Genomic DNA, 16789 nt, shown 5'->3' with positions numbered 1-16789 from the left:
AGAAAAGCAGCTGTTTATTCATTTCATTATTGATTTAAAGATACATCATGTAATTGAAGAATTTGTGTTGGCAACTGTGTTAAGCCTTCTACATCATCACTTACACCAAGTAAGAGTTCTTGATGGTGAAGATAAAGCATTGGTGCAAGCTCTGTAAGCTCTGCCTGAATATCACTGTAAAGCTGCAAACGAGCTTCTTCGTCTCCTTCGCGGCGTGCAGCTTCAAGCATTTCATCTAATTCCTCATCTTGAAGGAAAGAACGGTTACCAGGATCTCCGATATTATCAGAATGGAACAAAGGATATAATCCATAATCTGCGTCCCCAGTTACAGTAGACCAGCCAAGAACAAACATATCATGGTCTCCTTGAGCTGTTCTTTCTAAATACGTACCCCATTCAAGAACCTCTACTTCTGCATCAATATTCAATTCTTGTAATTGAGCTTGAACATTGGTAGCAGCATCAACACGTTCTTGTGTATCATTTGTCCAGATCGTTGTTGAGAATCCATCTTCATAGCCTGCATCTGCTAATAATTGTTTCGCTTCTTCTAAATCATACTCTAAACCAGGAGCATCCTCGTCATAACCAAATACTGGAGGTGCTAATGGACCTACTGCCGGAATTCCAGCACCTTCATAGATACCATCAATAATTTGGCTTTTATCAATTGCCATATTGATTGCTTTACGTACATCTGGATCATCAAATGGTTCTTTTTCTACGTTAAATCCAATATAAGATACGCTGACACTTTCTTGCGGTGCTACATGAATTCCTTCAGAATTTTCTACTTGAGCCATGTTACTTGGACCTAGAGGATCAATAATGTGCGATGCTCCAGTTTCAAGCTCAGCTACACGCGTATTCGCTTCACTTACAACCTTAAATACAACGGAATCAAGGTGAGCCGGCTCTCCCCAATAGTCTTCGTTTTTCACTAAACGAATTTGAGATCCCGTATCCCATGAATCAAATTTAAAAAAGCCTGTACCAATTGGATTTTGGCTAATATAGCTTCCTGGATCTTCTCCATCTTCCATCGCTTCATAGTCTGCCTCAATTACTTCTTGAGAAACCATTCCTCCGCCATTATGTGCAATATGTGCCGGGAATGGCGCAAATGGATATTCTGTTACAAAACGTACTGTATAATCATCTACTACTTCTACTTCCTCTACCATTTCATAAAGGAATAAACGCGGAGAAGCCACATCCGGATCTAAAATTCGTTCAATATTTGCTTTTACTACTTCCGCATTAAACTCCGATCCATCATGGAAAGTTACATCATCTCTTAAAGTAAATTCCCATACATTATCTTCTACCTGCTCCCACTCTGTAGCAAGACCAGGCTGTAATTCCATATCTGCATCTAATGTTACCAGTGTTTCAAAAATATTTGCCTGTACGTTACTGGACGGTACATCATTTGAACCTGCCGGATCAAGTGAAACGGCATCTGATTGGCTGGCAATAACAAGCTCGCCGCCCTCAGCAGCTTCTTCGGAAGTGCCTTCTCCATCTCCATCCGAATCGCTGTTACCGCCTTCATCTGGTTCGCTTGCACACGCTACCAAAACAACGCTAAGTAAAAGACCGAAAATTAGCAATAATAAAGACTTTTTTGACAATTTCATATTCGTACTCCCCTCAAATTAGAATATATTTGTCTTACTACTCTATTCTAATCTATCTCCCAGATAAATTCAATAATAGTATTAATTTACTAAAATTTTGAAATATCTTAATATAACTGTAATCTATTTGTATCCCAGCACTTACACTCTATTTACCAGCAGAAAAGAAATACCTGTCTGTTCCCCTCTATATCAGTCTTTTATAGCTTTACATAGAACATAGAATCACTCATTATACTCTTTTTAATTTGTTAACTTCTTGTAAAATAATCTAGTTCCATTGTCTTATTTTGTCGATTCATCTGAAAGCACTACTATTTTCCTTTCATAAAACAAAAAAGAGATGCCTATCTTACAAGACACCTCTTCCCACACTAGTATTCATTATTGGACCATTATACGTTCAACAGTCTCATCTAAGTGACACAGAAATAGACTTTCTCATATGAAAAATCAAAAGTACCTCTATTATCTACATCGCCGGCGGAATATCTCCCTCTCCATAACGATGATCTAAGTCCACGAATTTATTATATTCTTTTACAAAGGCTAGCTCTACGGTTCCTGTTGGACCATTACGCTGCTTCGCAATAATAATCTCAATAATATTCTCTTTCTCTGTCTCTTTATCATAATAATCATCACGATATAAGAAACCTACAATATCCGCATCCTGCTCAATACTTCCTGATTCACGGATATCCGACATCATTGGGCGCTTGTCCTGCCTGGACTCCACACCACGGGAGAGCTGAGATAATGCAATCAATGGCACTTCCAGCTCCCTGGCCAATGCTTTTAGCGCACGGGAAATCTCGGAAACCTCCTGCTGACGGTTTTCCTTCGAGCTGCCGCTTCCCTGGATAAGCTGCAGATAATCAATCAGAATCATCCCAAGCCCATGCTCCTGCTTCAGGCGCCGGCACTTGGAACGAATTTCATTGACACGTACGCCTGGCGTATCATCAATATAAATTCCTGCATTCGACAGGGACCCCATCGACATCGTCAGCTTACTCCAGTCATCTGCTTGCAGCTGTCCGTTTCTTAAACGCTGCGCGTCAATATTTCCTTCCGCACAAAGCATACGCTGAACGAGCTGATCCGCGCCCATCTCGAGACTGAAAATAGCTACATTTTCATCTGTTTTTACGGCAACGTTTTGCGCTACGTTTAATGCAAAGGCTGTTTTCCCTACGGAAGGACGCGCCGCAATAATAATCAAATCGTTCCGCTGAAAGCCTGATGTAATGCGGTCTAAGTCCAAGAAACCCGTTGGAACGCCTGTTACATCACCTTTTTGCTGGTGAAGCTGTTCAATATTATCATATACATCAATCAAGACATCTTTTATATTTTTGAAAGCTCCTGAATTTTTTCGTCCAGAAACCTCCAGGATACTTTTTTCTGCATCATTTAAAACATCTTCAACCTCATCTTCTTTTTCAAAAGAGGCCGTCACAATGTCTGTTGCTTTTCGAATCAAGCTGCGCAGGGTTGATTTTTCTTCTACAATTCTGCTGTAATACTCTACGTTAGCTGCAGTCGGCACACTTTCTGCCAGTTCTGTTAAGTAGGAGACACCGCCTGCTTCCTCCAGCTGTTTCCGGTCATTTAAAAACGTGGTAACTGTTACAACATCAATCGGTTCCCCGCGCTCAGACAAGGTCATCATCGCTGTAAAAATAAGCTGATGGCTCGCACGGTAGAAATCTTCTGGTATCAAAATTTCCGAAGCCTGTACAAAGGCGGTCGGCTCCAAAAAAACAGCGCCTAAAACAGATTGCTCTGCTTCTAAATTATGCGGTGGTGTACGATCATTCAAAGACGCACTCATTACCTCTCCTCCGTATTCTAGTTAAGTGAAAAAAGAAATCGGCACACAATTTTTCTGCCAATTTCTTTTTCCTCTGTTTATTTCCGAATGTCATCCTATTTATTTTTCTTTTACATGAACCTTTACAGAGCCAGATACTTCCGGATGTAATTTAACGGGAACATTTGTGTAACCCAACGCACGGATTGGCTCATCTAATTCTAGCTTGCGCTTATCGATTTTATAGCCATGCTGTTTATTTAATCCTTCTGAAATCTGTTTACTGGTTATGGAACCGAATAAGCGTCCATTTTCTCCAGATTTTGCTTCCAGCTCAACCGTTAAATCAGCAAGTTTGTCTTTTAATTGAATGGCATTTTCTTTTTCTTCTATTTCTAATTGATCTTGTTTTTTCTTTTTCGCATCAAGTGCTTTCAGATTCCCGGAAGTAGCTTCTTCTGCCAGTTTATTTTTGAACAGGAAGTTACGGGCATAGCCGTCAGGAACATTTTTCACTTCGCCTTTTTTTGCTTTCCCTTTAACATCTTTTAAGAAAATAACTTTCATTCTGAATCTCTCCCTTTTTTATACTCCAGCTCATCAATAATCTCAACAAGCATTTCTTTGACTTCCTCAATGGTTTTGTCTTCTATTTGCGTTGCTGCATTGGTTAAATGTCCGCCGCCATTCATTTGTTCCATGATGACCTGTACATTGACATCCCCCAGCGACCGTGCACTGACTCCGATTCTGCCGTCTGCTCTTTCCGAAATAACAAAGGAAGCCGTGATACCTACCATAGATAGTAAGGTATCCGCTGCTTGCGCAATCAGCACAGGGTTATATGCTCTTCCGCTCGGCGCTGTCGCAATCGCAATATAGTCATTATAAATTTGTGTTCTTTCAATAATATTGCTGCGTTCGATAAATACCTCTAAGTCATCTTTGAGTAAATGCTGGACTAATACTGTGTCAGCGCCTTGTGACCTTAAATACGAAGCCGCATCAAATGTTCTTGAGCCGGTACGCAGCGTAAAACTTTTCGTATCAACGATAATCCCAGCTAAAAGTGCTGTAGCTTCCAGTACTTTCAGCTTCACTCCTTTGGGCTGATACTCCAGGAGCTCCGTCACAAGCTCTGCTGTGGAGGATGCATAAGGCTCCATGTAGACAAGCGTAGGATTATCAACAAATTCCTCTGCCCGGCGATGATGGTCGATAACAATTTTATAATCGGTATAGTTCAATAAACTTTCTACTGCAACCATGCTCGGTTTGTGGGTATCCACAATGATCAATAAACTCTGCTGATCAATCATGAGATCCTCTGCTTCTTCCGGTGAGATGAATTGATCCCAAAGCTCTCCATCCTCACGAATACGGTCTATCAAGCGGGAAACACCAGTCTCCACATCATTCTCATCAAACACAATATAACCGGGTACATCATTTGTTTTAGCAATATTTAATACACCGATAGCTGCACCAATGGCATCCATATCAGGTGATTTATGTCCCATAATAATAACATTATCACTGGCACGAACCAACTCTTTTAACGCATGGGATATCACTCGTGCCCGTACACGGGTACGTTTTTCCATCGGATTGGTCTTTCCGCCGTAAAAACGTACTTTTCCATTCTCATCCTTAATAGCCACCTGATCGCCGCCCCGGCCTAAGGCTAAATCTAAGCTGGACTGGGCTACTTCACCAATCTCCGGCAGCGTCATGTTTCCAGCACCGACCCCGATGCTCAATGTGACTGGGTTGCTTTCAGATCCTTTCATTTCCCGGACTTCATCTAAAATAGAGAATTTAACTTTTTCCAGCTCTTCGAGAATTTCCAGATTCCCAACAGCTAAAAATCGTTCCTGTGATGTTCGTTTCAAGTAGAGTCCATAATGACTGGACCAGTTATTCAAAACAGCCGTCACCTGTGAGTTCAATTGACTCTTAGCTGTATCATCCATATTTTGAGTGATTTCTTCATAATTGTCTAAGAAGATAATAGCAAGTACGGTTTGTTCATTATAGTAACGGTCCTTCAGTTTTTGATGCTCTGTACGATCAAGGAAATAGAGCAGTTTCTCTTCCTTTTTTATCACACATAGAAAGGTGTAATCTCCAATTTCCACCCATATTTCATCTCGGTTCTCTATAATCATCGGGATTAGGTCTTCCGATAACTGATTAAGAGATTCACCGATAATGGTATCCTTGCTTGCTTTAAACTGATTCATGAATGGGTTCGACCACTCTATTTGAAAGTTATCATTGTATAGAACAATTCCAAACGGCATCTCTAATAAAGCTTCCGAACCAACTTTTTTCACTCGATGAGAAATCGTCGATATATATTCTTCCGCTTCATCCAGAAGCACTCTTTCCGTTCGAATACTATAGTAAAATGAAGCAGCGTAGACAACTGTCATTATTAAGCCAACTATCCATTGATAGTACCAAACATATAAAAGCAATAGAAATGTAAAGATATAAATAATCCATACATGCTTGCTTAATGTTGGTCTATTCTGTAAATCTGGCACGGCATTCAGCTCCTTCAAAGTCCAACAGTCTTTCTGTTTTTTTCCTGTACTTATTCTTAGACCGAACAATTATTTTATGGCTTTCGGTGCGGGAATCTCGGGTTGCTCTATAAGCCTGCTTCTTTTTTATTTTAACCGCCCTCTTAACCGGAAACCTATATCAATTATACCTAAGATTCGGATGAAATAAAGAAGAATTCCTGGAAAAAGAATCGTTGCAATAACAATCAAAATAGGAACTGCTTTGGCTATACGTTTGATATGTGCAAAGTAAAAAATAAATGAAAATCCTTGCAGCATCAAAGCAATCCCGACAATCATCAATAAATTCTGCGCTCCAAATTCCATGGTGCTTCCTTCTTCAAAACCGATAACAGATAAAATTAATGCTAACAGATAAATCCAAATAATTGCACCCGGAAATTGTAATTCACGGAATGGCGGAAAAGAAAATTTCTCTTTCTCTATCCGATTTAATAACTTATAACTGATCCATTGCGTAATAAATGCCGTAGCTAGAGCAAATACAACCATAAAGGTAGGAATTAATTGCTTCAGTAGGCTAATTTGTGTCTCTTGCAATGCGGTGATATCTTCTTCGTTCAGCGAAGGATTGACACTTTCTATCATGGATGCACTCATACTGACAGAGTCTTCCACAATGTTTTCGTATTCAGATACAATATTAACATCCAACAGTATTTGAATAAAAACAAAAGCCAAAAGCATCCCAACAATAAAGCCGAATGTTCCTTGGGCCAGTGTTTCATATGCTGTATTCCTTTTATACATGGCATAGCCGATAAAAATACCGCCTGCTGCAGCAATAAGCACACCTGGCAGTATCATCATAGACATCAGCAATGTAGATATAATCGCAACAGCCACTGTCATTATAAGACCTGCCTTCACCCCATGCCGTTTCACATAGAATATAAAAGGAACAGGCAGTACAAACATGCTGATTAAACTAAGTATCGGTAAGATAGAAGCCACCAACAAAACCATAACAATGGCAATCATTAATGCTCCTTCGGTAACTTTTCTCGATTGGTTCATATACTGCACCTCGTTCTAACAAAATTAAATAATAGTAGAGGATGTTTTAAATTCTTCTCCTCTATAAAAAATACATCAAAATTAATCCAATTAGCTGTATCCTTTCCTGTTTAATCACATCCATTTTTATGGGTTTAAATGGCAATATGATAATTCAACACATATTCTATTATGATAACATGAATTTAGCAGAAAGGCTTGTATAGTACCTTGTTCAAAAGAGGGCGTAACGGTGGTGTTCACTATGCTCAGGGAGTATCACCGCTCTATGTATGCAATTAAATGAGGGTAAGTTACACTGAAAATGAATTTTCATATTATTTCCCGGGAAATTTGTCGAATAACGCTGTATTCTTAGCCAACTAAAAGCTAACTCCTATATAATAATAGTGTTGCCAACTAAAAGTAGATTAAATCATATCTTTTCCATTGGTTTCTGAACGTTATATATTTTCTCTTAATCCAATATGAAGCTCTTTATTTGCTCATAATTTTTAGAGGAGAAGACTTTTTCTACTTCAATATAAAGGATGATAATAATGAAATTCACAAAAATACTCAAAGAAAGTCTTTTTCTTCCACAAAAAAAAGCTATGTTTCAGATTAACCGAATCGGGATGGATCAAATTATGATTTACCTTTTCATTTTATTTATGGTGACATCCCTGCCTGAACTAATTTCCCGTTTAACAAGCTGGAGCGGTTTAGGAGGAGAAATGAATATTATCTTTCAGCTTATTTATTTCTTTATGTTTTATTACTTAATTCTATCTATTCTGCTGCTGGGCGTCATTTCATTTATCGCTTATCTCGGCAGAGGGATTGTCCGGCTGGCCAACCGGAAGCTCTATTACGGCACACTTTGGAAGTTGACTGCTTGTTCACTGACGATTCCGATGCTGATTTTTACCTTATTCTCGTTTATTTGGTCCATTCCAGATTGGTTTTTATTCATCTTTTTTATTTATCCAGTAGTTTTGCTGGTGCGGATGGTATTTTTATACCCACAGAAAAGGTTCCGTTAAATGACATTTTTCTACATATTTAAACAAATAAATTGTTGAAATTAATCTGTAAACGTTTTATAGTGTTATTATGCATTTTTTTAGTAATTTGTAAAGCGTTTGCAAAGAAAAGGGGTTTATTATGGAAGATATTTCTGTTTGGCTTACAATTGTTGGACTGCTTATTATCTTTTCAATTGTAGGTTTGCTTATCTCAAATAAAATCAGCCCTATTGTCGGAATGACGATCATTCCAATCATAGGAGCATTTATAGCCGGATTTAATTTTGAGGAACTATCTGGATTTTTAGCAGCTGGTTCTGATCAAGTAATGGGCGTTGTAATCATGTTTATTTTTGCCATTATCTATTTTGGTATTATGCAGGATAGTGGTTTATTTAATCCTTTCATACGCTTTATGATTTTAATGACAAAGGGGAACGTAATCATCGTAGCCATGGCAACCGCGGTTATCGGAATGATTGCACAACTTGACGGGGCAGGAGCATCTACCTTCCTTCTCTGTATTCCAGCGTTGCTTCCTTTATATAAAGAACTACATATGAGCCGTTATTTATTATTATTATTAGTTGCTTTAAGTGCAAGTGTTATCAATATGATTCCATGGGGCGGGCCTGCTGCACGTTCAGCAACCGTTATTGATATGGATTTGATTGACTTCTACCTGCCGCTTATTCCGATACAGGCAATTGGAGCTGTATTAATTTTAGTACTGGCTGCTTTTCTCGGAATTCGTGAGAAAAAGAAAATCAGTAAAAAAGTGGCGGCTGGTGAAATCACCTTAAGTGAAAACGTAAATATTCTTGCGATTGCTGACAATTTTACGAAAAGACAAAATGAAGAAATGGCACAGGCGAAAGAACAGCCGCGAAATTTAGCATGGAGAAACGCGGCAAACCTTGTTCTTACGGTTCTGGTATTAGGGGCCATGATGGCTAGTTTACTGGCTCCTCAATATGCATTTATGATTGGTGTAGCGATTGCCCTTCCATTGAATTACAAGGGCGTCGATAATCAAATGAACCGTGTCAAAGCCCATGCTCCTAATGCCCTAATGATGGCAGCAGTTATTTTAGCTGCCGGAGTATTCCTTGGGGTCTTGAACGAATCAGGCATGCTTGAACAAATTGCACTTGCCGGAATTGCTATCATGCCAGCATTTGTTGTTCCTATTGTACACATTATTGTTGGTATCTTCGGTGTTCCTTTAGATTTACTGACCAGTACTGACGCATATTATTTTGCATTGATGCCGATTGTTGATCAGATTGCGAGCTCCCAAGGGATTGCTTCTGTATCTACCGCATACGCTATGATGATTGGTAACATCATTGGAACATTTGTAAGTCCTTTCTCTCCTGCATTATGGTTAGGAATTGGACTTGCGTCAGCTAACATGGGGAAACATATCAAATACTCTTTCTTCTGGTTATGGGGATTCAGTATCGTTCTATTAGTCATTGCTGTATTAATTGGTGTGGTTACTCTATAATATTAGATTCATAAATTCATATAAACGCTTCAAGTACAGCTACGTATTTGCCTGTACTTGAAGCGTTTTTTATGAGGAGAGGCTAGAAGAGAAATAAAAAAGACAGGCTGTAGATCCCTTTTTTATTATTATTATTTCTATGCTTGCCTGAATCGTATTTATTTTGTTATTTAATAAACTTCTACTGGATGAAATGACCCTCCCTGTCTGCCTACATGACGTGAGTATCCCCAAAAGGGCTTCTATGCCCTTTTAAAGACATAAAAAATCCCTCAAGTCCATTAAAACTTGAGGGATTTTTTAATCAGTCTGTTACGTAAGGCAATAAAGCCATTTGACGAGCACGTTTAATTGCAATAGTCAATTTACGTTGATATTTTGCAGAAGTTCCAGTTACACGACGAGGAAGAATTTTTCCACGTTCAGAAACGAAACGTCTTAGCAAATCTACATCTTTATAGTCAATGTGTGTAATTCCATTTGCTGTGAAATAACACACCTTACGACGTTTTGCGCGTCCGCGACGAGCTGCCATGTGAATACACTCCTTTTAAATTAATTTAGTGAAAATGATTTAAAACGGTAAATCATCATCTGATATGTCAATTGGTTCTCCATTGTTTTTAAATGGATCTTCCTGACTTGTATTTTGATTTTGGTTTTGATTAAATCCTTGATTTTGATTTGATGAAAATGGATTTTGCTGATATTGGTTCTGATTATTTTGGTTGTTCTGGTATCCATCCGATTGAAACTGTCCGCCCCCTTGGGAACCTTTCGTCTCTAAGAATTGAACACTATCTGCAACAATCTCTGTTACATAAACCCGTTTGCCATCCTGGCCTTCAAAATTACGTGTCTGTACACGGCCATCTACACCAATCAAACTTCCTTTTTTCATATAATTCGCCAGGTTCTCCGCAGGTCTGCGCCAAACGACACAGTTAATAAAATCTGCTTCGCGATCTCCCTGTTGATTTGAAAAAGGTCTGTTCACAGCAATATTAAAATTAGCTACTGCCACACCGCTTGGTGTATAGCGTAAATCAGGATCCCTCGTTAATCTGCCAACTAATACGACACGATTTAACATCAGAACCACTCCTTATTATTTTTCATCTCGAATTGCCATATGGCGAATAATATCATCGTTGAATTTCGCTAGGCGGTCAAATTCATTTACTGCATTTTCATCACCTTGGAAATTGATAACAACATAATAGCCATCACGATAGTCATTGATTTCATATGCAAGACGTTTCTTGCCTTTTTCATCAACTTTTTCGATTTCCGCACCGTTATCAGTAAGGATTTTGTTAAAACGCTCGATTAAAGCAGTTTGTGCTTCCTCCTCGATATCTGGGCGGATGATGTACATAATTTCGTATTTTCTCATCCGTTACACCTCCTTTTGGTCTTAGCGGCTCTGTTCTCTGCAACTCCGTATGAATCACAGATATAAGAGCAAGGAATAATTTTTTAATTACTCACATTTGGACATTATACCAAATAAATTATGTTATGACAAGCCTTCGAGAGAACCTGATTACGTTTATTTTTAAATATTTACTGTTATCCAGCTTATAATTAGAAAATACACTTACACATTAAATCGGAAATGAATAACGTCACCGTCTTGAACAATATATTCTTTTCCTTCCAGTCTCACTTGACCTCTTTCTCTTGCTGTCGCCATATTGCCTGCATCTACTAAAGCATCATAAGATACGGTCTCTGCACGAATAAATCCTCGTTCAAAATCAGTATGGATAATCCCTGCAGCCTGAGGTGCTTTGATACCCTGACGGAAAGTCCAGGCCCGCACTTCTTGTTCACCGGCTGTAAAATATGTAGCCAGTCCAAGTAAATTATAAGATGCTTTAATTAATTGATCCAAACCAGATTCAGAAATACCTAAATCCTCCAGGAATTCTTCTTTCTCTTCCGGTTCTAATTCAGCTATTTCTTCCTCAATACGTGCGCAGACCACAATTACTTCTGCATTCTCATTGGCTGCATATTCTTTTACTCTTTGAACATTTTCATTTGAATCAGAGTCTGCTACCTCTTCTTCGCTTACATTGGCCACATATAAGGTAGGTTTACTCGTTAACAGATGCAGTCCTTTAACTATTTTCTCCTGCTCCTCTGTAAACTCTAAAGCACGTACCGGCTGATCGTTCTCTAAGCCTTCTTTTACTTTGTTTAAAATCTCATACTCTGCCAATGCTTCTTTATCCTTTTGACGCGCCAGTTTTTCTACACGCTGAAATCGTTTATTGACCGATTCCAAGTCTGCTAAAATCAACTCCAGATTAATGATTTCAATATCATCAATTGGATCGACCTTTCCGGAAACATGTGTAATATTCTCATCTTCAAAGCAGCGTACAACCTGACAAATCGCATCTACCTGTCTGATATGAGATAAAAATTGGTTTCCTAGTCCTTCCCCCTTGCTTGCACCCTTCACAATTCCGGCAATATCCGTGAATTCAAATGCAGTCGGGACTGTTTTCTTTGGTTTTACAAGCTCTGTTAATTTATTTAAACGTTCGTCTGGAACCTCCACAATCCCTACATTCGGATCAATTGTAGCAAATGGGTAGTTTGCTGCTTCCGCTCCTGCCTGCGTGATTGCATTAAATAAGGTAGATTTTCCTACATTTGGAAGGCCGACAATTCCTGCTGTTAATGCCATATTACTTTTTCCAACTCCTTAAGGACTTAATTCGTTCATGAACATTTTCGTAACTCCAATTATAGATAGTCCGCTGCAAAAAGACAAGCATGAGAAAACTCAAAACAGGGCCATTGTCTGACCCCATTTTGAGTTTTCTTCTAAGGAATTTTTTATTTTTGTCTTGTCTTTTCATCAGTAAAATCATTTTTTACTATTCTTCGTGTTTTTCTAGAACTTTTTTCATCTTCTTCGTAAAATCTCTTCTCGGGATAAGCACACTATGCCCGCAGCCAAGACATTTAATCCGGATATCCATCCCCATCCGGATAATTTGCCATCGGTTCTCTCCACATGGATGCGGCTTTTTCATTTGGACAACGTCACGCAAACCAAATTCTTTATCCATAACTCCTGCTCCTTTTTTGAAATAATGCTGTCTGGCTCCAAGAACCTTTTTAACGAAAACGCAGCGCTTTTCTTACATTACATTATAGCAAATTTAAAGGAGGATTATCCTCGATTTTGCCGACGTTCTTGACGTTCCTGTGTTAATTGATCCATTTCCTGCTCGGAATAAGCAACAATACGAGGAGAAGGAATTTTAACCCCGGATTTATATAGCTTGTCCTGAATCTCTTTACGGATATTCCGTTCTCCCGCCCATTGGAAGACCGGCTCTGTTTCTGCAATAATACGAACAACGAAATGAGAAACATCCAGATTTTGAACACCGATAATCTCTGGAACACCTAAAATAAAATCATATTTTTCCGGCAGTGTTTCTGCTACTTCATGAATAATTTGTTCTACATGTGCGATATCACTTTCATACGGCACATTTACATCGACAACAGAAAGGCCATTTCGAGATGAATAATTGATTACCTGATCAATATTTCCGTTAGGGACAATGTTCAGTTCTCCTGTCCAGGAAACAATTTTTGACGTGCGTAGTCCAATTTCTTCCACTGTTCCTTCTATTCCAGCAGCTAACACATAATCACCTACTGAAAATTGATCTTCAAAAATAATAAAGAAGCCAGTAATGATATCACGCACAAGGTTCTGTGCCCCAAAACCGATTGCCAGACCTGCAACACCAGCGCCGGCTAACAATGGTCCAATTTCAAAGTTAAAGACTTCCAATATCATAACAAGTGCCATAAAATAAACAACATATGCAACGACACTCTTAATCAATTTCTTCAGTGTATCTTCCCGGCGTTTCGGAATCTTTATTGGCCCATGCTGCCTTTGTACAAATAATTTATCTACTATTTTCCGCACGATACGGACAACCAGCCAAGAAATAAGAAGAATTAAAGCAATCCGGATGGCCCCTCCTAAAATGGTTAACCACAATTCAGGATTGCTGAAATAATCCCATAACCTGTCAAATTGATGACTTATAAAATTCAAGTTCATGCGTATATAACTCCTTTCACTTTCTTAATAAAACAGTTCTTCTATTATTGGATGTTAAAAAATACTACCATAATGTTTTTCCCATCTGCAAAAATATAAACATATATATCTTATATTTTGCAAGTTTTTTATTTATAAATTGAGATGACATCGGGATTATACTATTCTCTGACACCTTCATTTTTTTAACAGTCCTTTATTTAGAAGTTATATACATGTTATTCATCAATGAAGTATTATTTTGTTTTTTTCCATAACGGATAGGTTAACAGTCTGGCTAAAATATATAAATTTAGAATACCGTATAGCGGATAGAGGAAATTCACCAAATTAGCAAAACCAAATCCTGTTAATGGAAGCATAAGCAATACCGAAATAAGTACAATCAGGTACATTGGCTTTTCTTCTCTTAAAAATGACTGCACCCTGGTTGCGATACCCAGCATCCCTGCAGCGGCGGTTGTAAAGATTGCCAGCCAAAGAAGGATAGACATAAATAGAATCATCCCTAATGGAAATTCTTTTAAAATAGCGAATAAGGGAATCTCATAAAGAATAATTTCATCCGCGATTTGAATCAAGCTACTATTGTAAATATACGAAACAATTCCTAAGCACACCCCTGTCCCAATACAGCAAATAATAATTTCTCCTCTTCCCTTCACCTTATTTCCAATCGCTCCTAAAATAGCAATCAGCGGAAGAATATTTAATGCTGTAAAGGGAAAGGCGGAAAACCAATTTCGCTGCTGGTGCCAATATGCAAACAGCTGTAAATTTTGATTGGAAACATACATTGCTAACACATACAAAAGCCCGCCAATCAAAATAGGCAATATAAGTTCATTAAAAGTCAATAACCCGTTTATTCCCTTAATAAATAACAATACAAGTACAATTCCAGTAATTCCGATACCGACCGGATATGGTAAATGAAATACCTGCCCCGTTGCCCCGCTTCCCGCAATCATAATCATCGTCGTGGTGAACAGATACAGAAGGATTAATCCGTCAAATGCCTTCGTCAGCTTTTTTCCAGCAATTATTTCTAAAACAGGTAAATAATTTTCACTTTTCATTTGGTAGCTGATTGCCATAATCACATAACAGCAGAATGAAAATAGAAAAGAAAATAACACAATAGCCAGTCCGCTTTCATGCCCAAAAAATTGCCACAGTTCTCTTCCTGATACATATCCGGCACCAATCGTTGCACCAAGGATTAATGCCGTCCATTGCAGGCCTCTTCTCCACATGGTATTTCCTCCAATTCATACGTATAGTTCTTCGTAAATTACCGTATACTGTAACAATATGATTTTGGAGGAACTGCTATGAATCTAAAAACAAGCTTACGCATACAATCAAACCATTTTAGAGCAAATTATCAAGAACCCGACATAGCCAAAACATTATCTAATCAAATCATGCCCTGGTTTCCTTTGAAAGCTGTTGATTATATCGCTGTCTTCATTGGTACTGATCGTTCTACAGGAGACGCATTAGGCCCGCTCGCTGGTATGTATTTCGAGGAAATGCGTCCCAGAAATTTACATGTTTATGGAACGATTCATGAGCCGGTTCATGCGGTTAACCTGAAAGAATCCCTCTTAAGCATTTATAAAAATCACGAGAAACCTTATCTGATTGCCATTGATGCATGCCTGGGCAAAAGCAGCTCTGTTGGAAGTATAATTGCTGAAAACAAGCCTTTAAAGCCTGGTCTTGCATTAAACAAACAGCTCCCTCAGGTTGGCAATATGAACATTACAGGGGTTGTCAATGTCAGCGGATTTATGGAACAAACCGTTTTACAAAATACCCGCCTGTCACTCGTCATGGATATGGCTTTAGAAGTAGCAGGCATACTCAAACAGGTGGACAGACAATTAACTTATTCCCGGCATATAAATACAGTTAAAAATATGATTTAAGCATAAAAAAACGGGCTCTCTCTGCCCGATTTTTTTCGTTCTAGAATAAAGTAAAAAGATAGTAAACAAGGACTACTGTCAAAATACTTGGCAGTAAATTCCCGATGCGAATCTTGGTGATATTTAATAAATTGAAGCCAATTGCCAGGATAAGCAGACCGCCGACTGCAGTCAACTCGACAATTAATCCATCTAAAAAAGCGGCCGACACCCACTTGTCAATTTGGGTTGCCAAAAGCGTTATCGTTCCCTGATAAAGCACAACGGGAATGGCTGATAAGATCACACCAATGCCTAAGGTAGTCGTTAACACAAGTGCTGTAAATCCATCAATGATTCCTTTGGTAATCAAAATACCATGATCTCCGCGAATGCCGCTGTCTAAAGCACCGATAATTGCCATTGCTCCAACACAGAAGATAAGAGAAGCTGTTACAAACCCTTGCGAGATGCTTGTATCATTCTCATTCGCTGCAAAACGATAGCCAATCCACTTTCCAAAACGATTTAAGCCTTCTTCAATCTTTAACCCTTCTCCAATGATTGCTCCAGATAGTAAACTTAATAAGACCACAATAATCTGTTCCGTCTGCAATGCCATCTGCAGACCAATTAAAACAATAGCCAGTCCTATCCCGTTCATCACCGTCTCTTTAAACCGTTCCGGAATTTTTGTAAAAAATAAACCGATGATGCTTCCAATAATAATAAATGCGAAATTAATAATTGTTCCGAATAAAGCCACTTCCTGCCTCCTATTTTCATGAGATTTAACAGGACAAGTATTTACAGCCCCTATGTCTATACAGTTTTACAGGATTCCTCTTTTAAAATGTTCCACGTGAAACATTTTCGTCTAAATATGTTTTATCAAGGAGAACCTCCCATAAAAACTCCCACTGAATGAAATTTCGTTTTATGTATGAATATATAGATGATTAGCTATCTCATCAAACAAAGAGTTAAAGAGCATTATAATCAACTTTCAATAAATTTGCAATGCTTTTTCTTTATCCAATAAGCTTATCATAGAGAACCTTCTTTTAAATTTTCGTTGGGTAATATATTCTCAAAAAAATCATGCTGTTCTTTTCATTTTTTAGAAACATTTGAGAATTGATTGAGCAAAATCTGAGAAACACCCTTTATGATATAGAATATAA

General features: G+C 38.3%; 16 protein-coding genes. 3 read left to right on the top strand and 13 right to left on the bottom strand.

Annotated elements, in window-relative coordinates; all coding sequences use genetic code 11:
• Window positions 1–26: 26 nt before the first annotated feature.
• The 5 genes from ACZSMY_RS18650 to ACZSMY_RS18630 all read right to left on the bottom strand — a co-directional run bounded on the left by ACZSMY_RS18650 (window position 27) and on the right by ACZSMY_RS18630 (window position 7067).
• Entirely contained in the window at window positions 27–1643 is a 1617-nt protein-coding gene (locus ACZSMY_RS18650) for a glutathione ABC transporter substrate-binding protein (protein ID WP_465148135.1), read from the bottom strand.
• Between the two features lie 472 nt (window positions 1644–2115).
• A complete protein-coding gene (gene dnaB, locus ACZSMY_RS18645) occupies window positions 2116–3480 on the bottom strand; it encodes a replicative DNA helicase (protein ID WP_042528710.1) in 1365 nt (454 codons plus the stop codon).
• Between the two features lie 99 nt (window positions 3481–3579).
• Entirely contained in the window at window positions 3580–4026 is a 447-nt protein-coding gene (gene rplI / locus ACZSMY_RS18640; RefSeq protein ID WP_042528708.1) for a 50S ribosomal protein L9, read from the bottom strand.
• Window positions 4023–6008 carry a DHH family phosphoesterase gene (locus ACZSMY_RS18635; RefSeq protein WP_042528705.1) on the bottom strand — a complete coding sequence of 662 codons (1986 nt, stop codon included), beginning with the start codon at window positions 6006–6008 and terminating at the stop codon, window positions 4023–4025. Before ACZSMY_RS18635 ends, rplI begins: the two co-directional genes overlap by 4 nt.
• A gap of 126 nt (window positions 6009–6134) precedes the next feature.
• Window positions 6135–7067: a YybS family protein gene (locus ACZSMY_RS18630; protein ID WP_465148134.1), complete on the bottom strand. Its 933-nt coding sequence runs from the start codon at window positions 7065–7067 to the stop codon at window positions 6135–6137.
• A gap of 539 nt (window positions 7068–7606) precedes the next feature.
• Between ACZSMY_RS18630 and ACZSMY_RS18625 the strand changes: the two genes are divergently transcribed.
• Window positions 7607–8092 carry a DUF1189 family protein gene (locus tag ACZSMY_RS18625; RefSeq protein WP_193063757.1) on the top strand — a complete coding sequence of 162 codons (486 nt, stop codon included), beginning with the start codon at window positions 7607–7609 and terminating at the stop codon, window positions 8090–8092.
• 121 nt (window positions 8093–8213) lie between these two features.
• The gene (locus ACZSMY_RS18620; protein ID WP_042528698.1) at window positions 8214–9584 is read left to right on the top strand and encodes a CitMHS family transporter; all 1371 of its coding nucleotides are present in this window, start codon (window positions 8214–8216) and stop codon (window positions 9582–9584) included.
• 304 nt (window positions 9585–9888) lie between these two features.
• Here ACZSMY_RS18620 and rpsR read toward each other — a convergent pair whose 3' ends face one another.
• The 7 genes from rpsR to ACZSMY_RS18585 form a co-directional block, all read right to left on the bottom strand.
• A complete protein-coding gene (rpsR, locus tag ACZSMY_RS18615; RefSeq protein WP_042528696.1) occupies window positions 9889–10119 on the bottom strand; it encodes a 30S ribosomal protein S18 in 231 nt (76 codons plus the stop codon).
• A gap of 39 nt (window positions 10120–10158) precedes the next feature.
• A complete protein-coding gene (gene ssb / locus ACZSMY_RS18610) occupies window positions 10159–10677 on the bottom strand; it encodes a single-stranded DNA-binding protein (RefSeq protein WP_042528694.1) in 519 nt (172 codons plus the stop codon).
• A gap of 15 nt (window positions 10678–10692) precedes the next feature.
• On the bottom strand, window positions 10693–10980 hold the full coding sequence (gene rpsF, locus ACZSMY_RS18605) for a 30S ribosomal protein S6 (RefSeq protein WP_042528692.1): 288 nt from the start codon (window positions 10978–10980) through the stop codon (window positions 10693–10695).
• A 204-nt stretch (window positions 10981–11184) separates the two neighbouring features.
• On the bottom strand, window positions 11185–12285 hold the full coding sequence (gene ychF, locus ACZSMY_RS18600; protein WP_042528690.1) for a redox-regulated ATPase YchF: 1101 nt from the start codon (window positions 12283–12285) through the stop codon (window positions 11185–11187).
• A 193-nt stretch (window positions 12286–12478) separates the two neighbouring features.
• Window positions 12479–12673 (bottom strand): DUF951 domain-containing protein, encoded by a 195-nt coding sequence (locus tag ACZSMY_RS18595; protein ID WP_256705439.1) that lies wholly within the window; start codon window positions 12671–12673, stop codon window positions 12479–12481.
• Between the two features lie 104 nt (window positions 12674–12777).
• Complete coding sequence (locus tag ACZSMY_RS18590; RefSeq protein WP_256705440.1) at window positions 12778–13692, bottom strand: mechanosensitive ion channel family protein; 915 nt, start codon at window positions 13690–13692, stop codon at window positions 12778–12780.
• A gap of 236 nt (window positions 13693–13928) precedes the next feature.
• Window positions 13929–14948 carry a YkvI family membrane protein gene (locus tag ACZSMY_RS18585; RefSeq protein ID WP_193063761.1) on the bottom strand — a complete coding sequence of 340 codons (1020 nt, stop codon included), beginning with the start codon at window positions 14946–14948 and terminating at the stop codon, window positions 13929–13931.
• Window positions 14949–15026: 78 nt separating this feature from the next.
• Here ACZSMY_RS18585 and yyaC point away from each other — a divergent pair, with 78 nt between their 5' ends.
• Window positions 15027–15626: a spore protease YyaC gene (yyaC, locus tag ACZSMY_RS18580; protein WP_042528680.1), complete on the top strand. Its 600-nt coding sequence runs from the start codon at window positions 15027–15029 to the stop codon at window positions 15624–15626.
• 40 nt (window positions 15627–15666) lie between these two features.
• On the opposite strand, the gene ACZSMY_RS18575 is transcribed toward yyaC, so the two are convergent.
• On the bottom strand, window positions 15667–16371 hold the full coding sequence (locus ACZSMY_RS18575; RefSeq protein WP_042528678.1) for a DUF554 domain-containing protein: 705 nt from the start codon (window positions 16369–16371) through the stop codon (window positions 15667–15669).
• Window positions 16372–16789 lie beyond the last annotated feature (418 nt).

This window comes from Oceanobacillus sp. B139/18, from assembly GCF_055524595.1.
This window is presented reverse-complemented; position numbering and strand designations above follow the sequence as displayed.